The 17,799-nt window shown below is 60.1% G+C and carries 24 protein-coding genes; 7 read left to right on the forward strand and 17 right to left on the reverse strand.

Annotation, left to right across the window (positions count from 1 at the left end):
* Positions 1–123: 123 nt before the first annotated feature.
* Positions 124–1,326: an NAD(P)/FAD-dependent oxidoreductase gene (locus K9857_RS14070; protein ID WP_224536711.1), complete on the reverse strand. Its 1,203-nt coding sequence runs from the start codon at positions 1,324–1,326 to the stop codon at positions 124–126.
* A 294-nt stretch (positions 1,327–1,620) separates the two neighbouring features.
* Here K9857_RS14070 and K9857_RS14075 point away from each other — a divergent pair, with 294 nt between their 5' ends.
* Complete coding sequence (locus K9857_RS14075) at positions 1,621–2,190, forward strand: RrF2 family transcriptional regulator (RefSeq protein WP_224536712.1); 570 nt, start codon at positions 1,621–1,623, stop codon at positions 2,188–2,190.
* A 3-nt stretch (positions 2,191–2,193) separates the two neighbouring features.
* Here K9857_RS14075 and K9857_RS14080 read toward each other — a convergent pair whose 3' ends face one another.
* On the reverse strand, positions 2,194–2,547 hold the full coding sequence (locus tag K9857_RS14080; RefSeq protein WP_224536714.1) for a hypothetical protein: 354 nt from the start codon (positions 2,545–2,547) through the stop codon (positions 2,194–2,196).
* A 73-nt stretch (positions 2,548–2,620) separates the two neighbouring features.
* A complete protein-coding gene (locus tag K9857_RS14085) occupies positions 2,621–2,839 on the reverse strand; it encodes a hypothetical protein (protein ID WP_224536716.1) in 219 nt (72 codons plus the stop codon).
* 167 nt (positions 2,840–3,006) lie between these two features.
* On the opposite strand from K9857_RS14085, the gene K9857_RS14090 reads away from it, so the two are divergent.
* Complete coding sequence (locus tag K9857_RS14090; RefSeq protein ID WP_224536717.1) at positions 3,007–3,246, forward strand: hypothetical protein; 240 nt, start codon at positions 3,007–3,009, stop codon at positions 3,244–3,246.
* A gap of 30 nt (positions 3,247–3,276) precedes the next feature.
* Complete coding sequence (osmE, locus tag K9857_RS14095) at positions 3,277–3,630, forward strand: osmotically-inducible lipoprotein OsmE (protein ID WP_224536720.1); 354 nt, start codon at positions 3,277–3,279, stop codon at positions 3,628–3,630.
* A gap of 155 nt (positions 3,631–3,785) precedes the next feature.
* Here osmE and K9857_RS14100 read toward each other — a convergent pair whose 3' ends face one another.
* Positions 3,786–3,974, reverse strand: coding sequence for a DUF2188 domain-containing protein (locus K9857_RS14100; RefSeq protein WP_175379044.1), 189 nt, complete (start codon positions 3,972–3,974; stop codon positions 3,786–3,788).
* 212 nt (positions 3,975–4,186) lie between these two features.
* On the opposite strand from K9857_RS14100, the gene K9857_RS14105 reads away from it, so the two are divergent.
* Entirely contained in the window at positions 4,187–4,549 is a 363-nt protein-coding gene (locus K9857_RS14105) for an NUDIX hydrolase (protein WP_224536776.1), read from the forward strand.
* A 127-nt stretch (positions 4,550–4,676) separates the two neighbouring features.
* On the opposite strand, the gene K9857_RS14110 is transcribed toward K9857_RS14105, so the two are convergent.
* The 9 genes from K9857_RS14110 to K9857_RS14155 all read right to left on the reverse strand — a co-directional run bounded on the left by K9857_RS14110 (position 4,677) and on the right by K9857_RS14155 (position 12,473).
* Positions 4,677–5,450, reverse strand: coding sequence for a 1,6-dihydroxycyclohexa-2,4-diene-1-carboxylate dehydrogenase (locus tag K9857_RS14110; protein ID WP_224536722.1), 774 nt, complete (start codon positions 5,448–5,450; stop codon positions 4,677–4,679).
* A 147-nt stretch (positions 5,451–5,597) separates the two neighbouring features.
* Positions 5,598–6,611 (reverse strand): benzoate 1,2-dioxygenase electron transfer component BenC, encoded by a 1,014-nt coding sequence (gene benC / locus K9857_RS14120; RefSeq protein WP_224536723.1) that lies wholly within the window; start codon positions 6,609–6,611, stop codon positions 5,598–5,600.
* 10 nt (positions 6,612–6,621) lie between these two features.
* Entirely contained in the window at positions 6,622–7,110 is a 489-nt protein-coding gene (gene benB, locus K9857_RS14125) for a benzoate 1,2-dioxygenase small subunit (protein ID WP_224536727.1), read from the reverse strand.
* Positions 7,107–8,471 (reverse strand): benzoate 1,2-dioxygenase large subunit, encoded by a 1,365-nt coding sequence (gene benA / locus K9857_RS14130; RefSeq protein ID WP_224536730.1) that lies wholly within the window; start codon positions 8,469–8,471, stop codon positions 7,107–7,109. The genes benB and benA overlap by 4 nt, the downstream gene beginning before the upstream one ends.
* 275 nt (positions 8,472–8,746) lie before the next feature.
* Positions 8,747–9,706 (reverse strand): AraC family transcriptional regulator, encoded by a 960-nt coding sequence (locus K9857_RS14135; protein ID WP_318011759.1) that lies wholly within the window; start codon positions 9,704–9,706, stop codon positions 8,747–8,749.
* A 66-nt stretch (positions 9,707–9,772) separates the two neighbouring features.
* Positions 9,773–9,928 carry a hypothetical protein gene (locus K9857_RS14140; RefSeq protein ID WP_224536783.1) on the reverse strand — a complete coding sequence of 52 codons (156 nt, stop codon included), beginning with the start codon at positions 9,926–9,928 and terminating at the stop codon, positions 9,773–9,775.
* A 111-nt stretch (positions 9,929–10,039) separates the two neighbouring features.
* On the reverse strand, positions 10,040–10,969 hold the full coding sequence (gene catA / locus K9857_RS14145; RefSeq protein ID WP_224536731.1) for a catechol 1,2-dioxygenase: 930 nt from the start codon (positions 10,967–10,969) through the stop codon (positions 10,040–10,042).
* A 54-nt stretch (positions 10,970–11,023) separates the two neighbouring features.
* Positions 11,024–11,314 (reverse strand): muconolactone Delta-isomerase, encoded by a 291-nt coding sequence (catC, locus tag K9857_RS14150; protein WP_175378952.1) that lies wholly within the window; start codon positions 11,312–11,314, stop codon positions 11,024–11,026.
* Positions 11,315–11,324: 10 nt separating this feature from the next.
* Complete coding sequence (locus tag K9857_RS14155; RefSeq protein ID WP_175378953.1) at positions 11,325–12,473, reverse strand: muconate cycloisomerase family protein; 1,149 nt, start codon at positions 12,471–12,473, stop codon at positions 11,325–11,327.
* Between the two features lie 127 nt (positions 12,474–12,600).
* Between K9857_RS14155 and K9857_RS14160 the strand changes: the two genes are divergently transcribed.
* Positions 12,601–13,485 carry a LysR family transcriptional regulator gene (locus tag K9857_RS14160; protein ID WP_224536732.1) on the forward strand — a complete coding sequence of 295 codons (885 nt, stop codon included), beginning with the start codon at positions 12,601–12,603 and terminating at the stop codon, positions 13,483–13,485.
* Positions 13,486–13,656: 171 nt separating this feature from the next.
* Here K9857_RS14160 and K9857_RS14165 read toward each other — a convergent pair whose 3' ends face one another.
* The 3 genes from K9857_RS14165 to K9857_RS14175 form a co-directional block, all read right to left on the reverse strand.
* The gene (locus K9857_RS14165; protein WP_224536733.1) at positions 13,657–13,896 is read right to left on the reverse strand and encodes a DUF1652 domain-containing protein; all 240 of its coding nucleotides are present in this window, start codon (positions 13,894–13,896) and stop codon (positions 13,657–13,659) included.
* A gap of 104 nt (positions 13,897–14,000) precedes the next feature.
* Positions 14,001–14,900, reverse strand: coding sequence for a polysaccharide deacetylase family protein (locus tag K9857_RS14170; protein ID WP_224536735.1), 900 nt, complete (start codon positions 14,898–14,900; stop codon positions 14,001–14,003).
* Positions 14,901–15,055: 155 nt separating this feature from the next.
* Positions 15,056–16,003, reverse strand: coding sequence for an ABC transporter substrate-binding protein (locus K9857_RS14175; RefSeq protein ID WP_224536737.1), 948 nt, complete (start codon positions 16,001–16,003; stop codon positions 15,056–15,058).
* A 277-nt stretch (positions 16,004–16,280) separates the two neighbouring features.
* Here K9857_RS14175 and K9857_RS14180 point away from each other — a divergent pair, with 277 nt between their 5' ends.
* Together K9857_RS14180 and K9857_RS14185 are read left to right on the forward strand one after the other, a co-directional pair.
* The gene (locus K9857_RS14180; protein ID WP_224536738.1) at positions 16,281–16,961 is read left to right on the forward strand and encodes an SOS response-associated peptidase; all 681 of its coding nucleotides are present in this window, start codon (positions 16,281–16,283) and stop codon (positions 16,959–16,961) included.
* A 260-nt stretch (positions 16,962–17,221) separates the two neighbouring features.
* Positions 17,222–17,494 carry a hypothetical protein gene (locus K9857_RS14185; RefSeq protein ID WP_224536739.1) on the forward strand — a complete coding sequence of 91 codons (273 nt, stop codon included), beginning with the start codon at positions 17,222–17,224 and terminating at the stop codon, positions 17,492–17,494.
* 120 nt (positions 17,495–17,614) lie between these two features.
* Here the strand turns inward: K9857_RS14185 and K9857_RS14190 are convergent, their stop codons facing one another.
* Complete coding sequence (locus K9857_RS14190) at positions 17,615–17,770, reverse strand: hypothetical protein (protein ID WP_224536741.1); 156 nt, start codon at positions 17,768–17,770, stop codon at positions 17,615–17,617.
* Positions 17,771–17,799 lie beyond the last annotated feature (29 nt).

The raw sequence follows: 17,799 nt of genomic DNA on the forward strand, positions 1-17,799 counted from the left end.
AGCGAGGCTTGCCCGCGAAGGCGTCAGACCAGTCGACATCATCTTTGATTAAGGCAAAAAAAATCCCGCCCGAAAAACCCGGGCGGGACTCGCTTGAACATTCAGCGATACGGGAAAAATGAATCAGGCGATCGGGATCAGCGGATCCGCAGCAGCCCAGGCCACATCACGGTCGGCCACCGGCGGGTAGATCCACACGGTGTTGATCTGGGTCTTGAGTTCCTTGCCTTCCTGCTTGGTCAGCTTGACCTGACGATCCCAGCCTTCGGTGTACACCGCGCCCCAGGCGCCGAGGTCCAGGCAGGTGACGTACTTCGGCTGACGGTAGGCAGTCGGGTCCACGCCGAGGATCTGCGCGGCGACGTTGTTGCCGGCATAACGGCCCAGCATGATCGCGTGCTGGCAGGTCATCAGCGCATGGTTGCCGATGTCATCGGATGCCGCGTAAGCAACGTCGCCGGTCGCGTAGACATCATCCTGGCCGATGACTTTCAGGTTGTCGTCGACATGCAGACGGCCAAGGTTGTCGCGTTCGCCGGGGATCTGCTCGGTCAGGGAGTGAGCGCGCACGCCGGTGGTCCAGATAACGGTTTTGGCTTCGATACGCTGACCGTCGGACAGGCTCACACCGTCAGCATCCACCGCGTCCACCGAAGCACTCAGGTGCCACTTCACACCTGTTTCAATGCTGGCTTCGGCAATCTTTTCAGCGATCTCAGGACCCATCGAACCACCGACCTTGTCACCGCGATCCACGATGATCACGTTGATGTCTGCGTTCTCGCCCAGGATGGCGCGCAGGCGGGTCGGCATTTCGGTCGCCGTTTCGATCCCGGTGAAGCCGCCGCCGGCAACCACTACGGTGTTGCGCGCCTTGCTTTCTGGCTGGTTGGCCAGGGATTTGAGGTGATTCTCCAAACGTACGGCCTGTTCGATCCGGTCAACGTCGAAGGCGTGCTCGGCCACACCCGGGGTGTTGGGCAGAGCCAGGCCGCTGCCGGTGGCCAGAACAAGTTTGTCGTAGATAACTGTTTGTTTGTTGCCCGAAGCATCGGTGTAGCCAACGCTTTTGTTGGCAACATCGATGGAGTCTGCTGCGCCCTTGATGAACTTCGCGCCTACTGCATCGAGCAGGTCACCAATGGGAGCCGCCAGGGTGTGTGCGTTCGGCTCGTAGAAACGTGGACGAATCCGCAGCTCGGCCTGGGGCGCCAGAATGGTGACTTCAGTGTTGTTGTGATCATGAATGCTGAACAGACGGGTCGCGCTGATTGCCGTCCACATGCCACCGAAACCTGCGCCGATTACCAAGATGTGTTGTTTCATTTTTAACTCCGGGGAAGAACCAGGCTTGAAATTCGTTTAGGGGTCAGTAGGTCGATGTCGCTCCTCGCTTGAGTAGCTTCTCTCGCTGCCGCCCTGACAACTGCGACTATATTGATCCTAGTTAATGCCCGCAACGAATTTTTATCGATGCTTCCCATCGATGTTATCGATACAGCCTGAAAAACCCGCATCCCCCGCCATTCCGCGCACAGCTCGTATAAAAGGAAAAACCGCTCGTTGTCCCTCAGGCCGCCAGCTGTTAGCATTTGCGACAATATTAGTCGGAGATCTCTAATGGCTCTTTACAGTGCAGGCGTCGAATACGGCATTCACTGCCTGGCGTTCCTGGTCGGCAACTACGGCGACACCCGCGAAGCGAGCGTGCGCGACCTGGCCGAACTGCAAGGGGTGCCGCAGGACTATCTGGCGAAGATCTTCACCAAGCTGGCCAAGGCCAAACTGGTGGCCGCCACCGAAGGCGTGCGCGGCGGCTTCAAGCTGGCCCGGCAAGCCGATGAAATCACCCTGCTGGACATCGTCAACGCCATCGACGGGCGCAAGGCGATTTTCGAATGCCGGGAGATTCGTGGTCGTTGTGCATTGTTTGAAGGCGAGACACCCGAGTGGGCGGTGGAAGGACGCTGCTCGATCCATGCCGCGATGCTGACGGCGCAAAAGCGCATGGAAGAGGCGTTGGCCCAGCAGACGATTCTGGACATTGCCCGCAAGGTCGGACGCAAGGCGCCGGCGGAGTTTGGCGAGCAGCTGGAAAACTGGATGAACGATCGTCGGGAAAGGAAAGGCAATGGCGGCGCCCAGACGAGTGACGATCAACTCATCCAGGTCACCGAAGTCAGCAACTGACAGTTACAGGCAGTCACGCACCGCCTTGCGCATGGCTGCCGATTTTGCCCAGGGCGGGCCCTGATACAGCGACACCCGACTGCCATCCTTGTATTTCACGATGTCCAGAATCTCGTCGGCCGTGATGATGCTCGGCGCGGTGATCCGGTAGCCGTTGGAAATCGAAGTTTGAGTCGTGCGCGATACGTCACTCTGCCAGGCGGGCAACACGCAGGCAGCCAGCTCCTTTGGCGGTTTGTCACTGTACTTGCCCATGTTCGGCTCACCCGGCACGAGCGATGCCGGCAAGGAACATCCCGCCAACAGCGCCGCGATCCCCACCAACATCCCCGCCCCCAACCACATACGACTCTGCATCAAGCGCCCTTAGATTACGAAAAATACAAATGTAGCCTGCCGCCGACCGGACATCCATTGACTGCACCGGTTTTCAGCGACTGGCGTTCTGATCGCCGGATCCGGGGAATGACTGCTCGTTCAAATAGAACATCCAGCGCTCGTAAGCTTCATGTTGCCACTGACTGACCCGCTCCCACTCCGGCCCGCTGAGCTGGTGTTCGGAAATCAGATTCATCATTTCGCTGGTGGCCGCATCCAGGTCGGCAATCAGCAGATGGGCATGCGCTCGAAAGTCATCGGTTGCCGTCATGTTGAACGTCCCCTGCCCTGGCGAAAAATCGCTACCTCACTACGACAGCGAATTTTGCGTTTCTCGCCAATTTCCCGACCAAAGGAAGTGCCACCGCCGCAGACGAAGACAACGCCCGCTCGCGCAAATGGGTCTAACCTTTTAGCGCAGATATAGAGGAGGTTTTCATGTGGCTTAACGAATCGGAACAAGCGCTGCGGCGCGATCTGCAAGGCTTGGCGTCGGACCTGCGCTGGTCGGCGGTCGAGCTTCTGCGCATAGCGCAACAATTGCGCCAGTCTGGCAATGAAGTCGATGCACAAGCCGTTCAGCGGCTGTGCGATCTGTTTCAGGGGGACGAAGAGCGGTTGCTGGGTTACGCCGAAGAGGTCAAGGCGAAGGTCATCAGCCGCAACAAGCCCCAGTGACACAAGCCTCAGTGACATAGGAGCCCGACCATGAACAGAACCCTGCCTGTGCTCGTCATCACGTTAATGACGCTGGCAGGCTGCAACACCGACTCGCAGATCTTTCGCGATCAACCCCTGGTGGCCAAAGTGGAGATGGGCATGAGCCAGGAACAAGTCCAGCAAATCGGCGGTGCGCCGTTATCGGTCAGCAATCGCACGGCCGAAGCGGGCACCTGCTACGACTACAAACTGGTCCAGCCCGAGCACCGACAACCTTACAACGTCAGCTTCGACAGCCGTGGGCGGGTCGATCACAAGGGGTTCATGACGTGCGCGGAGTGGAGCGTCGCCCAGCAGAAAGCGCGCGAGCCCGCGCGATCGAGTGGGGGTGGTGGGTACTGAGAACCCTGCGGTGAAGTGAACACTTTGTGGCGAGGGGGCTTGTCGAAACGTCGCACCGCCCCGTTGGGCTGCGCAGCAGTCCCATTTTTTTGGGGCCGCTTCGCGACCCAACGGGGGCAAGCCCCCTCGCCACAGGGCCCATCGCTAAAGGACCGTTATTGGTTAGCCTGCTTGTTCACCCGCGCCCTGTAGCCAGGCAACGAAGCCGCAAACGCCATCGCCTCCTCCTTGCTGGCAAACGACCCGAGCCGATCACCTTTGGTGCAGACCCTCCATGGGCCATTGTTCACGCTGAGTACGTCATAGCCGTTCATATGCATTCTGTTCAGCATCGGAACACTCATGATTACCTCCTTCTCGGCAAGTTTCCAAAGCTCACGTTCCCTACCTTACACCCGCACTTCGCGGCGAAAACGACCGAACGTCGCCTCAAACCTCGTTTGAATCGCACTTTTGCTCCGTAAAGCCTATCAACATGATGAAGGCCAAAGGCAACGGATCCAGCTTGACTACTGCTTTTTTGTTACACTTTTATGACAGCCACATCGAGCAGCCCATGAAAGTACGCGCCACCGTCATTTGCGAGCAGGACCGCCACATTCTTCTGGTGAGAAAACCGAAGAGTCGCTGGATGCTGCCTGGCGGAAAGGTTGAACGGGGCGAGACCCATGCCGGCGCCGCCGTGCGTGAGTTGGCGGAGGAAACCGGGTTGGGTGTGGAGGAAATGCTGTATCTGATGGAGCTGCAGTCGGGCAACACCCGGCACCATGTCTACGAAGCCTCACCCCTGGAGACGGATCAGGCCCGGCCGTTGAATGAGATCATCGATTGCATATGGTTTCCGCTGAATGCGATCCAGAACCTGGATACCAGCGACGCTACGCTCAAGATCATCCGGGCGTTTCAGCGTCGTCTCTAACGCGACTGGAACCTTGTGGCGAGGGGGCTCGCCCCCGCTGGAGCGCGAAGCGGTCCCAAAAAAGATGGGCCTGCTGCGCAGTCCAACGGGGGCAAGCCCCCTCGCCACAGGTATGTGGTCTGCCTGACTAACCCAGGTCGCCACCACCGACGGGCATAACCATCCCGGTGATGTAGGACGCTTCATCACTCGCCAAAAACAGAATCGCCCCCGCCTGCTCATCCAGCGTGCCGTAGCGCTTCATCAGACTGCTGTCGAGGGTCTGGTCGACGATCTGCTGGTACCAGACTTTCTCCTGACCACTCTGTTCGGCGCTGTTGCGCGGAATCACCCGTGGCGGCGCTTCGGTGCCGCCGGGCGCCGTCGCATTGACCCGCACGCCGCGGCCGGCGGTTTCGAACGCCAGGCACGCGGTCAAGGCATTCACCCCACCCTTCGCCGCGCCGTACGGCACGCGGTTGACGCTGCGGGTGGCGATGGACGAGACGTTGACGATCGCGCCACTGCCCTGCTCCAGCATGAACGGCAGCGCGGCATGGCAGCACCACAAAGTCGGGAACAGTGAACGCCGCACCTCGGCCTCGATCTGCGACGCCTCGTAATGCTCGAACGGCTTGGCCCAGATGGTGCCGCCGACGTTGTTGATCAGCACGTCGAGGCGGCCGAAACGCTCGACCGCGGTCTGCATCACCCGATTGCAGTCCTCGTATTGCTCAAGGTCTGCGGTCAGGGCCAGCACCTGGCTGGTCGATGCCAGCTCTTTCTGCACTTCGAACACCAGCTCCGAGCGATCCACCAGAATCAGCTTCGCCCCTTCCGCCGCCATCCGCTCGGCCACCCGCCGCCCGATGCCCTGGGCAGCCCCGGTGATCAGCGCGACTTTTTCGTGAAATCTGTTCATGTGTACCTCAAACCTATCAGGCCAGACGCCATCCCCTGTGGGAGCGGGCTTGCTCGCGAAGGCGTCGGCACAGTCAACATTGATGGAGCCTGACACACCGCTTTCGCGAGCAAGCCCGCTCCCACATTGGGTCGGTGTCGATGCAAATTACGCCGCGCTCGCCGCAAACTTCTCGTAGTAGAAATTCGCAGGCCGGATCCCCTGCTCCCCGATGTACTTGCTCACCGCCTCAACCATCGGCGGAGGCCCGCACAGGTACACATCCACATCTCCATCGTTCAAATGCTTCGGCTCAATATGCTGAGTCACATAACCCTTGAGCGGATGCTGGCTGTCGGGACTGGCCACGCAGGCGCTGTAGGTGAAGTTGGGTATGCGCGCAGCGAAAGCTTCGAGGCGATCCATCTCCACCAGGTCGAAATCGTTGGTCACGCCGTAGATCAGATGCAACGGATGGTCGCTGCCCTGCTCGGCGATTTTCTCCAGCATCGCGGTGAACGGCGCCAGGCCCGTGCCACCGGCCAGCAGCAACAGCGGCCGACGGATATCACGCAGGTAGAAACTGCCCAATGGCCCGGCCAGACTCATGCTGTCGCCCGCCTTGGCCATACCGGTGAGGAAGCTGCTCATCAGGCCGCCCGGCACGTTGCGAATCAGGAAGCTCACCTCGCCGTCACGCTGCAACGAGCTGAACGAATAGGCGCGGGTCTGTTCGCTGCCGGGAATCCCCAGGTTCACGTACTGCCCCGGCAGAAACGCCAGCTTGCTCAGGGATTCGCCCTTGATCGACAGCGCAATGGTGCTGTCGGACAGCTGGCGCACGGCGCTGATGGTCGCGTCGTAGCTGGATTGACGGGTACGGCAGACCTCCGACGACGTCGGCACACGCACCACGCAATCGCTCTGGGCGCGCATCTGGCAGGTCAGGACAAAACCCTGCTTGGCCTCTTCAGGGCTCAAGGCGTCCTCGATGTACTCCTCACCGAGATCGTACTGACCCGCCTCGGCGAAGCACTTGCAGGTGCCGCAGGCGCCGTCGCGGCAGTCCAGCGGAATGTTGATGCCCTGACGGTAGGCTGCATCGGCCACGGTTTCGCCGACATTGGCTTCGATGAACCGGGTGACGCCATCTTCGAAATTGAATGCGATGGAATGAGTCATGACCGCGCCCTCACAAATGGTAAACATCGATGACCTGGCGAACGTAGTCGTTCTTCAGGATCACTTTCTTGGCCTTGATCAGCGGGTTTTCACCGCGCGTGTCGAGGGTGTAGAAGCTGCTGCCGAAGTAGCTGTCGACGGTCTTGTAGCGAAAGCTCAGCGTGTGCCAGTTGAAGCGCACCTTGCACAGTCCGTCGGCCTGCTCCAGCAGTTCGATGTTGCTGATGTTGTGGGACGTGCGAGTGTCCGGAATGCTTGCGCTGGAACGATCGGTCTTGATGCGGAAGATGCGGTCTTCCAAACCGGTGCGGTTGCCGTACCAGATCAGCGAGATTTCCCGCTGCGGGTCTTCGGTCAGCTCGTCGTTGTCGTCCCAGGACGGCATCCAGAAGGTCGCGTCGGGAGCGTACAGCTCCAGCCATTCGTCCCACTGGCGGTCATCCAGGTAACGGGCTTCGCGGAAAAGGAAGTCGCGCACGTCGTCATAGGAGATGGTCATTGCACGTCCTCCACGGCGATCAGCTTCGGCTGTTCGGCTTCCAGCGCCTTGAGCATGGTCTGCTGCCAGTATTTGTGTTGCAGCACGAACAGGCCTTCGTCTTCGGTGCGCACGCCGGACAGCAGCGGATGCAGGTCGATTTCCTTTGCCGCGTCGTCGGCGCCTTCGATCCAGTGTTCGGCGCCACGGGACATGTCGTTCCAGGTGGTCACGCTGCCCTGGTAGCTGGTCTGGCAGGAGCGGAACTCCTCCAGGTCATCCGGGGTGGCCATGCCGCTGACGTTGAAGAAGTCTTCGTACTGGCGGATGCGGCTGGAGCGAGCGTGGTCGCTTTCGCCCTTGGGAGCGATGCAGTAGATGGTGATTTCGGTGCGATCCACCGAGATCGGCCGGGCGATGCGGATCTGCGAGCTGAACTGGTCCATCAAGTACACGTTCGGGTACAGGCACAGGTTGCGCGAGTTCTCGATCATCCAGTCGGCGCGAGCCTTGCCGAAGTCCTGTGCCAGTTCGTCGCGACGCTCGTACAGCGGGCGATCCTCGGGGTTGGACCAGCGGGTCCAGAGCAGCATGTGGCCCTTGTCGAAGGAATAGAAACCACCGCCCTGCTTGGCCCAGCTGCCGGCGCTCATGGTCGGGTTGCAATCGCCGGCCTCGCGCTGCTTGCGCTGGTTCTGGGTGGCGGCGTAGTTCCAATGCACGGAGCTGACGTGGTAGCCGTCGGCACCGTTTTCGGCGGTGAGTTTCCAGTTGCCTTCGTAGATATAGCTCGAGGAACCGCGCAGCACTTCCAGGCCATCAGGGGACTGGTCGACGATCATGTCGATGATCTTCGCCGACTCGCCCAAGTGCTCGACCAAAGGCAGTACGTCGGGATTCAGGCTGCCGAACAGGAAGCCGCGATAGGACTCGAAGCGCGCGACCTTGGTCAGGTCGTGGGAGCCTTCGCAGTTGAAGCTCGACGGATAACCGGCGTTGGCAGGGTCTTTGACTTTGAGCAGTTTGCCGGAGTTGTTGAACGTCCAGCCGTGGAACGGGCAGGTGTAGGAGCTCTTGTTCCCGGACTTGTGCCGGCACAGGGTCGCGCCGCGGTGACTGCAGGCGTTGATGAAGGCGTTGAGCACACCCTCCTTGTTGCGCGCGATGAAGATCGACTGGCGCCCCATGGTGGTGGTGTAGAAATCGTTGATGTTGGGGATCTGGCTTTCGTGAGCCAGATACAGCCAGTTGCCTTCGAAGATGTGTTTCATCTCCAGGTCAAACAGGCGCGGATCGGTGAACATCTCGCGTTTGCAGCGATACAGGCCCTGCTCGGGATCGTCTTGAAGCAGGGAGTGAAGGTATTCGGGTCGCAGGGTCATGGCCGCCGCCTCCATTGTTATTGTTCAGGCAGGGTCATCCTAGAACCGGGCAATGGGGCGGACTATCCGCGGGGTGCAGACCTTTATCCGTTTTGTGCAGAGGGGAATATGGAGCGAGGGATTTGTGTGAGGGGTTTACCTGTGGCGAGGGGGCTTGCCCCCGTTGGGTTGCGAAGCGACCCCCAGCATTCTTTCAGGTAAACCGTGCGCGCAGGTTTCGCGACGGCTGTGCCGCCGAACGGGGGCAAGCCCCCTCGCCACAGGGTACGGTGATTTCAGTGCCGTCGCTTGAGGGTATCCGACGGCAATTCACCGAACTGCTTGCGGTAGCTGTCGGAGAACCGGCCAAGGTGCAGGAAGCCGTAATCCATGGCCACTTCGGTGACGTTGCGCACGTTGCAGGTCGGGTCACTCAGGCAGGCGTGGATGCGCTCCAGGCGCTTCTGGCGGATGTAGTTTTTCGGGGTGGTCTCGGCGTTGCGCTCGAACAGGGCATACAGCGAGCGCAGGCTCATGTGCGCCTGGCGCGCGAGCTCTTCGCTATCCAGGCTCTGCTTGAGGTTCTTGCCGATGTAGTCGGCGATCGCTTCGAAGTTGGCGGTCTGCGAGCCGATTTCCAGACGGCTGACGTTCGTCTTCATCAGGCTGAGCATCTTGCTGACGATGATCTGCGCGTAATGCTCCTGCACTCGCGGGATCTGCTCGGTCGATTCAGCCTCCTGGCAAATCATCGCCAGCAGGTTGACGAAGCCTTCCAGCTCATTGAGCTGATAACGGTTTTCCACAAAGCGCACGCCCTGCCCCGGATACCGCCAGCGCTGCTCGTCACAGACCGACTCGAACAGGGAGGTGGGGACTTTGAGGATGAATTTTTCGCAATCGTCGGAGTACGTCAGGTCCACCGGATCGTCGGGGTTGATCAGCAACAGTTCGCCGGGGGCGAAGTAATGCTCCTGACCGTGGCCGCGCCACAGGCAATTGCCGCGCAACAGCACTTGCAGGTGGTAGATGGTCTCCAGCGCGCCGGAGGTGACCCGAACGCTGCCGCCGTAGCTGATACGGCACAGGTCGAGGCTGGCGAATTTGCGATGATTGAGACTGGCCAGGGGATGCCCGGCGCGAGGCATGAGAATGCAATGGTTACCGACGTGCTGATTGACGTAGCCCGACACCGCGTAGGGGTCGGCATGGTCGAAAATCGTACTGCGCTGACTCAGCAGTTGGGCTTGCATCATCGGCTCACTCTCGTTGTTGTTATAGGTTGTAGCAAGACATTCTAAGGCAGTAACTGCGAGGGTGTGTCAGTTGCCGGACATGTGGCCTGCCCCGGCCACATTCACCACGACATCAATGCGGCTACCGATTCCCCTGTAGGAGCCGAGCTTGCTCGCGATGGTCTCAAGAACACCGCGGGGCACCAGACACCCCGCGTCTTCATTGACGTCCATCGCGAGCAAGCTCGGCTCCTACAGAGGTCTCAAGAACACCGCGGGGCACCAGATACCCCGCGTCATCGTTGACGTTCATCGCGAGCATGCTCGCTCCTACAGGTACAGGGTTACGCGAGATCAGTCTTCCAGCGCACGAACCCGCTCGTGACGCTGCTGCTCATCAGGCTGTGCCGAGGACTGCAGGGTGAAGTCGAAGTCGATCTCGGCGAAGCGACCGCTCACACCGTACTGGGCAGCACGGGCCTGGTCTTCGCTGAAGGTGATCTTGGCAATCAGCTCGTCGCGGGTGGCGTAGGCGAAATCGTCGTGCAGGTATTTCTCACCATCCAGGTTGATCTGGGTGGTCAGGTGACGGTGATCCGGCGCGGAAATGAAGAAGTGGATGTGCGCTGGACGCTGGCCGTGACGGCCCAGTTGATCGAGCAGTTGCTGGGTCGGACCGTCCGGTGGGCAGCCGTAGCCCGACGGCACGATGCTGCGGAAGCGGTAGCGGCCATCGGCATCGGTAACGATACGGCGACGCAGGTTGAACTCCGACTGAGAAGCATCGAAGTACGAGTAGGTACCGCCCGTGTTGGCGTGCCACACATCCACCACGGCGCCAGCAAGAGGCTCGCCTGCGGTGTTGAACACCTGGCCTTGCATGAACAGGGTCACACCCGGATCGACGCCGTCGTCCAGGCGCGCTTCGCCTTCGGACAGCGGAGCGCCGGCCACGTACAGCGGGCCTTCGATGGTGCGCGGGGTGCCGCCGGTTTTACCGGCCTGCTCGTCTTCAGCGTCCATCAGTAGGTCCAGGTAGTGTTCCAGACCCAAACCGGCCACCACCAGGCCAGCTTCCTGACGCGCACCCAGCACGTTCAGGTAGTTGACCGCTTTCCAGAACTCTTCCGGAGTCACGGCCAAGTCTTCGATGATGTTCACCGAGTCACGCAGGATGCGGTAGATCAGCGCTTTGGTGCGTGCGTCGCCGGCATCGTTGTGCAGGCCGCTGGCTTCTTCGAGAAATTTCTGTACTTCGGCAGTGTGGGAAATTTTCACGTTCATTTTATTGTTTCCTCATCTTGTAATTATTGGCAAAACTCGCTGAACAGGCTGGTTTCAGCGGTCATCCTCGCGAATCGAAGACGGGTGACGGCACATGGCGTTGATTTCGATCGCCATGTAAGGGAACAGCGGCAATTGCATCAGCAGATCATGCAGTTCCTGGACGCTGTCGACATCGAACACGCTGAAGTTGGCGTACTGGCCGGCGATGCGCCACAGGTGACGCCACTTGCCCTGGTCCTGCAGGCGTTGCGCCAGGGCTTTTTCGTCAGCCTTCAGTTGCGCGGCGCGCTCGGGGTTCATGTCGACCGGCAGATTCACGGTCATCTTTACGTGGAACAGCATAATGCTCTCCTCAGGCTTGATGAATGGCAGTGGAAGTCTTGTCGCGGCGGAAGAACGCCAGGCGTTCCTCGTCCAGGCTCAGGCCCAGACCCGGGGTGTTCGGCACGTGCAGTTCGAAATCGCGGTAAACCAGCGGCTCGCTGAGAATGTCTTCGGTCAGCAGCAGCGGGCCGAACAGCTCGGTGTCCCACGCCAGTTTGTTCAGGGTGACAAAGGCATGGGCCGACGCCATGGTGCCCAGGCCGCCTTCGAGCATGGTCCCGCCGTACAAGGCGATACCGGCCGCTTCGGCGATCGAGGCGGTGCGCAGTACCGCGCGCGGGCCGCCGTTCTTGGCGATCTTCAGGGCGAACACCGAGGCGGCGCCTTCGCGGGCCAGGTTGAACGCGTCTTCCACGCATTCGATGGACTCGTCGGCCATGATCGGCGCCGGGCTCATGGCATTCAGGCGCGCCATGCCGGCACGGTTGTTACGGGAAATCGGCTGTTCGATCAGGTCGATGCCGTTGGTGCCCAGCACGCGGCAGGCACGCAGCGCGACCGCTTCGTCCCAGGCCTGGTTGACGTCGACCCGCACGCTGGCGCGGTCGCCGAGGGCTTTCTTGATCGCAATCACGTGGGCCAGATCGCGGTTGACTTCGCCGGCACCGATTTTCAGTTTGAAGATGCGGTGGCGACGCAGGTCGAGCATTTTTTCAGCTTCGGCGATGTCCTTGGCGGTGTCGCCGCTGGCCAGAGTCCAGGCCACCGGCAGCGCATCACGCACGCGGCCGCCGAGCAATTCGCTGACCGGCACGCCCAGGCGCTTGCCCTGGGCGTCGAGCAAGGCGGTCTCGATACCGGATTTGGCGAAGGTGTTGCCACGGATGCTGCGCTCCAGGCGCAACATGGCGGCGTTGACGTTGCCGCTGTCCTGGCCGATCAACAATGGCGCGAAGTGCGTGTCGATGTTGGTCTTGATGCTGTCCGGGCTTTCGTTGCCGTAGGCCAGGCCACCGATGGTGGTGGATTCGCCGATACCTTCGATGCCATCGGCGCAACGCACACGAATGATCACCAGGGTCTGGTTCTGCATGGTGTGCATCGCCAGCTTGTGCGGGCGGATGGTTGGCAGATCGACGATGATCGTCTCGATCGACTCAATGGCAGTTGCAAGCATTTCGATACCCATCAGGTTCTTGGAGTTCTGGAACCGATTCTGGTACGGCTTTTTTCGCGATGCCAATATAGAATTGGTCTGACTTGATACCTTTAAGGTATGCAACCGAAGAATGCCCGGAGGCTCCATGGAACTGCGTCACCTGCGATATTTCCAGGTACTGGCCCAAACCCTCAATTTCACCCGCGCCGCAGAATTGCTGCACATCGCGCAACCGCCCCTGAGCCGGCAGATCCAGCAACTGGAGGACGAATTGGGGGTGATCCTGCTGGAGCGCGGCCGCCCGCTGAAGCTGACCGAGGCCGGACGATTCTTTTATGAGCACTCCACCGCGCTGCTGGAACAGTTGAACAAGGTGCGCGACAACACGCGGCGCATTGGCCTCGGGGAAAAGACCTGGCTGGGGATCGGATTTGCGCCGTCAACCCTGTATGGGGTATTGCCGGAACTGATTCGCCGGCTGCGCAGCGGCGAACCGCTGGAACTGGAGCTGGGGTTGTCGGAGATGACTACCCTGCAACAGGTGCAGGCGCTCAAGGCCGGACGCATCGACATCGGTTTCGGCCGTATCCGCATCGACGACCCGGCGATCGTGCAGACCGTCCTCACCGAAGACCGCCTGGTCGCCGCCCTCCCCGCTGGCCACCCGTTGCTGGCCGGCCCGATCAGCCTGCGCGACCTGGCCCGGGAGCCATTCGTGCTCTACCCCGGCAACCCGCGCCCCAGCTACGCCGACCATGTGATCGCGCTGTTCGAATCCTATGGTGTGAGCATTCATGTGGCGCAATGGACCAACGAGCTGCAAACGGCGATCGGTCTGGTGGGCGCGGGGATCGGTATCACCCTGGTGCCGGCTTCGGTGCAACTGCTGCACCGCGACGACATCGGCTTCACCCCGCTGCTGGAAGACAACGCCACCTCGCCGATCATTCTCAGCAGGCGGGTGGGCGACGTTTCACCGGGGTTGAATCATTGCTTGAAGATGATTGATGAGCTGCTTCCAAGGGACTGACACCCGGTTGCACGCTGGTGTGCACGGGATCCCTGTGGGAGCGAGCCTGCTCGCGATGGACGTCAACGATAACGGGTGCTGCCCGAATGAACGCGTTGCCTGGGCCTTTTTTCGCGAGCAGGCTCGCTCCCACAAGGGTTCACTCACAAGCCCGGCTGGCTAGTGGAATCTTCAGCCAGCGAATGCCCTGCGCCCCGCGCTCAACTCTGTTCGCAACTCACCCACCAGATCGGAAATGGCCCGCACACTGGTCAGTTGCTCGGTCGAGACCCCACTGATCAGCAGTTCAATCCGCCCACTGACCGGCTCATACACCTCGATGCGCAGCAAACCACCATACTCCGTGCACTCACAGGACAGTGGCGCGAAGCCGGACTCCACAATGTTGCAAAGCACTGAAATGGGAAGCATGGCCGGTCCCTCGGTCGAACGCTGATCGGATCCAATCAGGATAGATGCGTTTTGCCATCTGCGCGTCAGAAAATGTTACACATCTCTCATTTCTCGCAAGTTCTTCAATCGGCATTGCGCTTCCAGATCCAGTTCCAGAACCCCGGCAATTCCACCGCTTGCGAACTGTCGCGCACGGTGCGGGCCATTGCGGCCTTCTGCAACTCGGCGGTGTCGCCATAAAACGCCTGCGGCGCGACCTTCACCCCGGTCTCCCGGGCGCTGTCGAGGAGGATTTGCAGGTACTCGCGGGTATGCCGGGCGGTGTAGCGGTTCAGGTCATGGAAGGTCACCACCACCGGAATCACCCCATCGACCACCGGCAGCTCACCCAAGGCAATGCGTTCACGAACTTCGGACATCGAACGCAGGAAATGCGCCCGACGCCGCGGGCTGGCGTTGAAACCCCAGATCTTGCCGTCGTTGGCGCTCAGGTCGGTCAGCAGCACGTGCAAGCCGTGCTTCTGATAGGCGGCGAAGGTGCGCTTGTCGTAGTTCCAGAACGGCGGGCGCAGCAGCGTCGGCGGCGCCCCGGTGATGGCGGCGATGTCGGCACAGCCCCTGGTAAGCGCCTCCTCGAGTTCCTGAGGATCGAGTGAGCGATGATTGGTGTGGGACGGCGTAGCGGTGTGGAACGCCAGAATGTGCCCGGCGTCCCGCTCGCGGTGCATCACCGCACGGCCGATGTCACTGTTGCCGGCGCGGGTGGCCTGGGTCTGAACGAAGAACACCGCCTTGATGTCGGTCTGCAACGGATTGCGCGCCAGGCTGTCGAGCACGGTTTCGGTGGGATTCCAGAAACTTGACGCGCTGGGGCCGTCATCGAAGGTCAGGAGGAAGCGGATCGGCGGTTGAGCCTGCAACCGCTGCTCGGTCTGCGGCGTCATTTCGATGGGAGCGGCGATACAGCCCAGCAGACTGGCTGCCATGGCGATTGCCGTTAGAACCTTGACCAACTGTTTCATCTTTTGCCTTGGATCAGACCTCTACAAGGCGCACATCTTACCTGTAGGAGCGAGCACGCTCGCGATGCAAGTGCAAACACCGAGGGGTGTCAGGCTGCCAGCGTTATCGTTGGCGAGTATCGCGAGCATGCTCGCTCCTACAGGATTTTGGGTGTTTATTGGGCTAGCGCCTGCTGAAACGAATTGTCGATGATCGGTGCCGTCGCCAGTTCGGTCGGCAGCGCCTTGACCTTGAACAGGAAGTCCGCGGTGCTCTGCAGGTCTTTCGCCGCTTGTCCGTCCACCGGGCCGACGGTCATGTGGGCCTGGCGCAGCCAGTGACGCGAGACGTTCTGGTCGAGGTTGGCCTTCTTCGCCCACAGGTCCGCGTATTCATCGGTGTTGTTGTCGACCCAGGCCCGGGCCTTTTTCAGGCGGGCGAGGAAGTCGGCGATGGCCTCACGCTTGCTGTCGATCGACGGCGTCGAAGCGGCGATGGCACTCAGGCCGGGCATCAGGTTCTTCGCCGTGAGAATCGGCCGCGCGCCGGAGAACAGGATCTGCTGGGAAATGTAGGGTTCCCAGACCGGGAACGCGTCGATGCTGCCCTGGGGCAACGCGGCAGCGGCATCGATCGGCATCAGCTTGATGAAGTCGACGTAATTTTCCGGCAGGTCGGCATTCTCCAGGGCGCGCAGTGTCAGTTGCTGGCTCCAGGCGCCGGGCCAGTAGGCGACCTTCTTGCCCTTGAGGTCGGCGATGGTTTTCACCGGCGAGTCCTTGGGCACCAGCAAGGCGATGGTGTCCGGGTTCTGTCGCGAAACGCCGATCAGCTTGACCGGCGCCTGCTTGGCGGCCAGAAACAGAAAGCCCGAGTCGCCGAGAAACCCCAGGTCAAGCGCGCCGGTGTTCAAGGCTTCGGCCAGCGGGGCGGCGGCCTGGAAGTGTTTCCAGTCGACGGTGTATGGTGCGTCCTTGAGCACTCCCGAGGCCTCCACCGACGCCCGGATGTTGTAATAGTTCTGATCGCCCACGTGCAGAACGACAGGTTCGGCGGCATGGGCAAGCGGCGCGGCAAACAGGGCGCTGGTCAACAGACCACGCAGGAATCGGGACAGGTTCATCGGGGGCTCCTTGAGAGTGATGGCGATAGACCATAACGCTCTTACCAACCGACTTTTAAATTCGATTTATTCATAAGCTAAGCACCCGCGATGCCTGCTGTTGCCCCAGAAACAACGATTGCACAACTTGTCGATCAGCGAGCACCTATACCTGTAGGAGCGAGCACGCTCGCGATGGACGACAGGACACCGCGGGGCATCAGATACCCAGCGTTATCGTTGACGACCATCGCGAGCATGCTCGCTCCTACAGGTGTGGGGATGGAGGTGTTAATCGATGTGCGGACGCCTGTCGCAATACCGGGGCATTCACGATTTCGTGGCGGTTCTGAGCATCCCCGACGCGTTGATCAACCAAGTCGGCGACCAGCCTTTGGCCCGCTACAACGCCGCGCCCACCACGCAACTGGCCCTGCTGCATCTGGAAGACGACGGCCTGCATGCCGACTCACAACGCTGGGGTTGGCGACCCCATTGGGCCAAGGACCGCGCAGCGCCGATCAACGCACGGGTGGAGAAAGTCGCCCACGGTCCGTTCTTCCGGGCAATCTGGCCGCACCGCGCGATCTGCCCCGTCGACAACTGGTTCGAATGGGTCGACGCCGGGGACGGCACGCGCGAGCCCTGGTTGATCCGGCGGCGTGATCAAGGGCCAATTTTCTGTGCGGCGATCGGGCAGTTTCCGCATGGCGCTTCGGCGACGAAGGACGATGACGGCTTCGTCATCATCACTGCCGATAGCGCAGGCGGAATGCTGGACATTCACGACCGGCGACCGGTCGTGTTGTCGGCCGAACTGGCTCGAGAATGGCTGGACCCGGCCACGCCCAAAGAGCGCGCCGAACAAATGGTGCTTTTGCAGGGCGAGGAAAGTGATGTTTTCGAGTGGTACAGGGTCGCAAAAGCGGTGGGCAACAGCAGAAATCAGGGGGAGAAGTTGGTTGAAGCGATAATTTGACCTGTCAATATCGACATAATGAAAATCAGATATAACGATCAATCCGGAAAAAACATTAAGAAGATTGTTTCAACTAATTAACACATTATACAAATGTACAATTTGAAGCATTACCGCTTGTCCGACAATCAGTTTGCGTTGATTACATTTTCAATGACTCCCGTTAGCATCTGCGCCGCATTTCCATTGGTACTCCCGTACTGACCAAAGAGTCAGGGATGATGGAAATCCCTTAAAACAAGCCCTTGCAGAGAACTAAATTGCGCGACGATTTTGTAATGACTCCGGTCGTGGGTCTGGCGTGCGTTTATCTTTCGCCGACAGAACACTACCAACTCGACTCTTTTATCGGGCAATACATAAGAACCCGAAACCTGCAATCACTTCCCGATATCGATAATCTGCTGAGTTCGACTCTGCAGAACTATCCGGGCAAGCCGCCGGTGATGGTCAATGAACTGAATGCCTGGATCGACAAGACCCTTGGTTATCGCGCTTCACATCCAGAGATTCTGTCGCTGGATGATTTTTAGCTGAAAACAATTGTGGGAGCGAGCCTGCTCGCGATGGCGGTGTATCAAGCAACGAACAGGTTGTCTGACACACTGCAATTGTCAGCAGGCTCGCTCCCGCATTTGCGACCGGGGCCAGTCTCAGGGTTTCAACGGAATTTCGATATCGCGATCCGACAGTTCTCTGCTGCGTTCATGCTTCCACGTCTGTTCTTCATGCTCCTGCTGCTCAATCTCTTCTTCCGACGGCTCATCCATATCGTCATCCGGGTTCGGACGCTTGGGTTCGTTGGCCATGTGCACCTCGCTAGCTGAAGGGATCACCC

The sequence above is a fragment of the Pseudomonas sp. REP124 genome (assembly GCF_020164475.1).
Taxonomy (GTDB): Bacteria; Pseudomonadota; Gammaproteobacteria; order Pseudomonadales; family Pseudomonadaceae; genus Aquipseudomonas.

What these genes read in the sequence shown, in the direction of transcription:
- catC (WP_175378952.1), bottom strand. Translation starts at nt 11,314, where the DNA reads ATGCTGTTCCACGTAAAGATGACCGTGAATCTGCCGGTCGACATGAAC.
- catA (WP_224536731.1), bottom strand. Translation starts at nt 10,969, where the DNA reads ATGAACGTGAAAATTTCCCACACTGCCGAAGTACAGAAATTTCTCGAA.
- K9857_RS14080 (WP_224536714.1), bottom strand. Translation starts at nt 2,547, where the DNA reads ATGCAGAGTCGTATGTGGTTGGGGGCGGGGATGTTGGTGGGGATCGCG.
- K9857_RS14180 (WP_224536738.1), top strand. Translation starts at nt 16,281, where the DNA reads ATGTGCGGACGCCTGTCGCAATACCGGGGCATTCACGATTTCGTGGCG.
- K9857_RS14090 (WP_224536717.1), top strand. Translation starts at nt 3,007, where the DNA reads ATGTGGCTTAACGAATCGGAACAAGCGCTGCGGCGCGATCTGCAAGGC.
- K9857_RS14075 (WP_224536712.1), top strand. Translation starts at nt 1,621, where the DNA reads ATGGCTCTTTACAGTGCAGGCGTCGAATACGGCATTCACTGCCTGGCG.
- K9857_RS14105 (WP_224536776.1), top strand. Translation starts at nt 4,187, where the DNA reads ATGAAAGTACGCGCCACCGTCATTTGCGAGCAGGACCGCCACATTCTT.
- K9857_RS14165 (WP_224536733.1), bottom strand. Translation starts at nt 13,896, where the DNA reads ATGCTTCCCATTTCAGTGCTTTGCAACATTGTGGAGTCCGGCTTCGCG.
- K9857_RS14175 (WP_224536737.1), bottom strand. Translation starts at nt 16,003, where the DNA reads ATGAACCTGTCCCGATTCCTGCGTGGTCTGTTGACCAGCGCCCTGTTT.
- K9857_RS14190 (WP_224536741.1), bottom strand. Translation starts at nt 17,770, where the DNA reads ATGGCCAACGAACCCAAGCGTCCGAACCCGGATGACGATATGGATGAG.
- K9857_RS14170 (WP_224536735.1), bottom strand. Translation starts at nt 14,900, where the DNA reads ATGAAACAGTTGGTCAAGGTTCTAACGGCAATCGCCATGGCAGCCAGT.
- K9857_RS14085 (WP_224536716.1), bottom strand. Translation starts at nt 2,839, where the DNA reads ATGACGGCAACCGATGACTTTCGAGCGCATGCCCATCTGCTGATTGCC.
- K9857_RS14110 (WP_224536722.1), bottom strand. Translation starts at nt 5,450, where the DNA reads ATGAACAGATTTCACGAAAAAGTCGCGCTGATCACCGGGGCTGCCCAG.
- osmE (WP_224536720.1), top strand. Translation starts at nt 3,277, where the DNA reads ATGAACAGAACCCTGCCTGTGCTCGTCATCACGTTAATGACGCTGGCA.
- K9857_RS14160 (WP_224536732.1), top strand. Translation starts at nt 12,601, where the DNA reads ATGGAACTGCGTCACCTGCGATATTTCCAGGTACTGGCCCAAACCCTC.
- K9857_RS14155 (WP_175378953.1), bottom strand. Translation starts at nt 12,473, where the DNA reads ATGCTTGCAACTGCCATTGAGTCGATCGAGACGATCATCGTCGATCTG.
- benC (WP_224536723.1), bottom strand. Translation starts at nt 6,611, where the DNA reads ATGACTCATTCCATCGCATTCAATTTCGAAGATGGCGTCACCCGGTTC.
- benB (WP_224536727.1), bottom strand. Translation starts at nt 7,110, where the DNA reads ATGACCATCTCCTATGACGACGTGCGCGACTTCCTTTTCCGCGAAGCC.
- K9857_RS14135 (WP_318011759.1), bottom strand. Translation starts at nt 9,706, where the DNA reads ATGATGCAAGCCCAACTGCTGAGTCAGCGCAGTACGATTTTCGACCAT.
- benA (WP_224536730.1), bottom strand. Translation starts at nt 8,471, where the DNA reads ATGACCCTGCGACCCGAATACCTTCACTCCCTGCTTCAAGACGATCCC.
- K9857_RS14100 (WP_175379044.1), bottom strand. Translation starts at nt 3,974, where the DNA reads ATGAGTGTTCCGATGCTGAACAGAATGCATATGAACGGCTATGACGTA.
- K9857_RS14070 (WP_224536711.1), bottom strand. Translation starts at nt 1,326, where the DNA reads ATGAAACAACACATCTTGGTAATCGGCGCAGGTTTCGGTGGCATGTGG.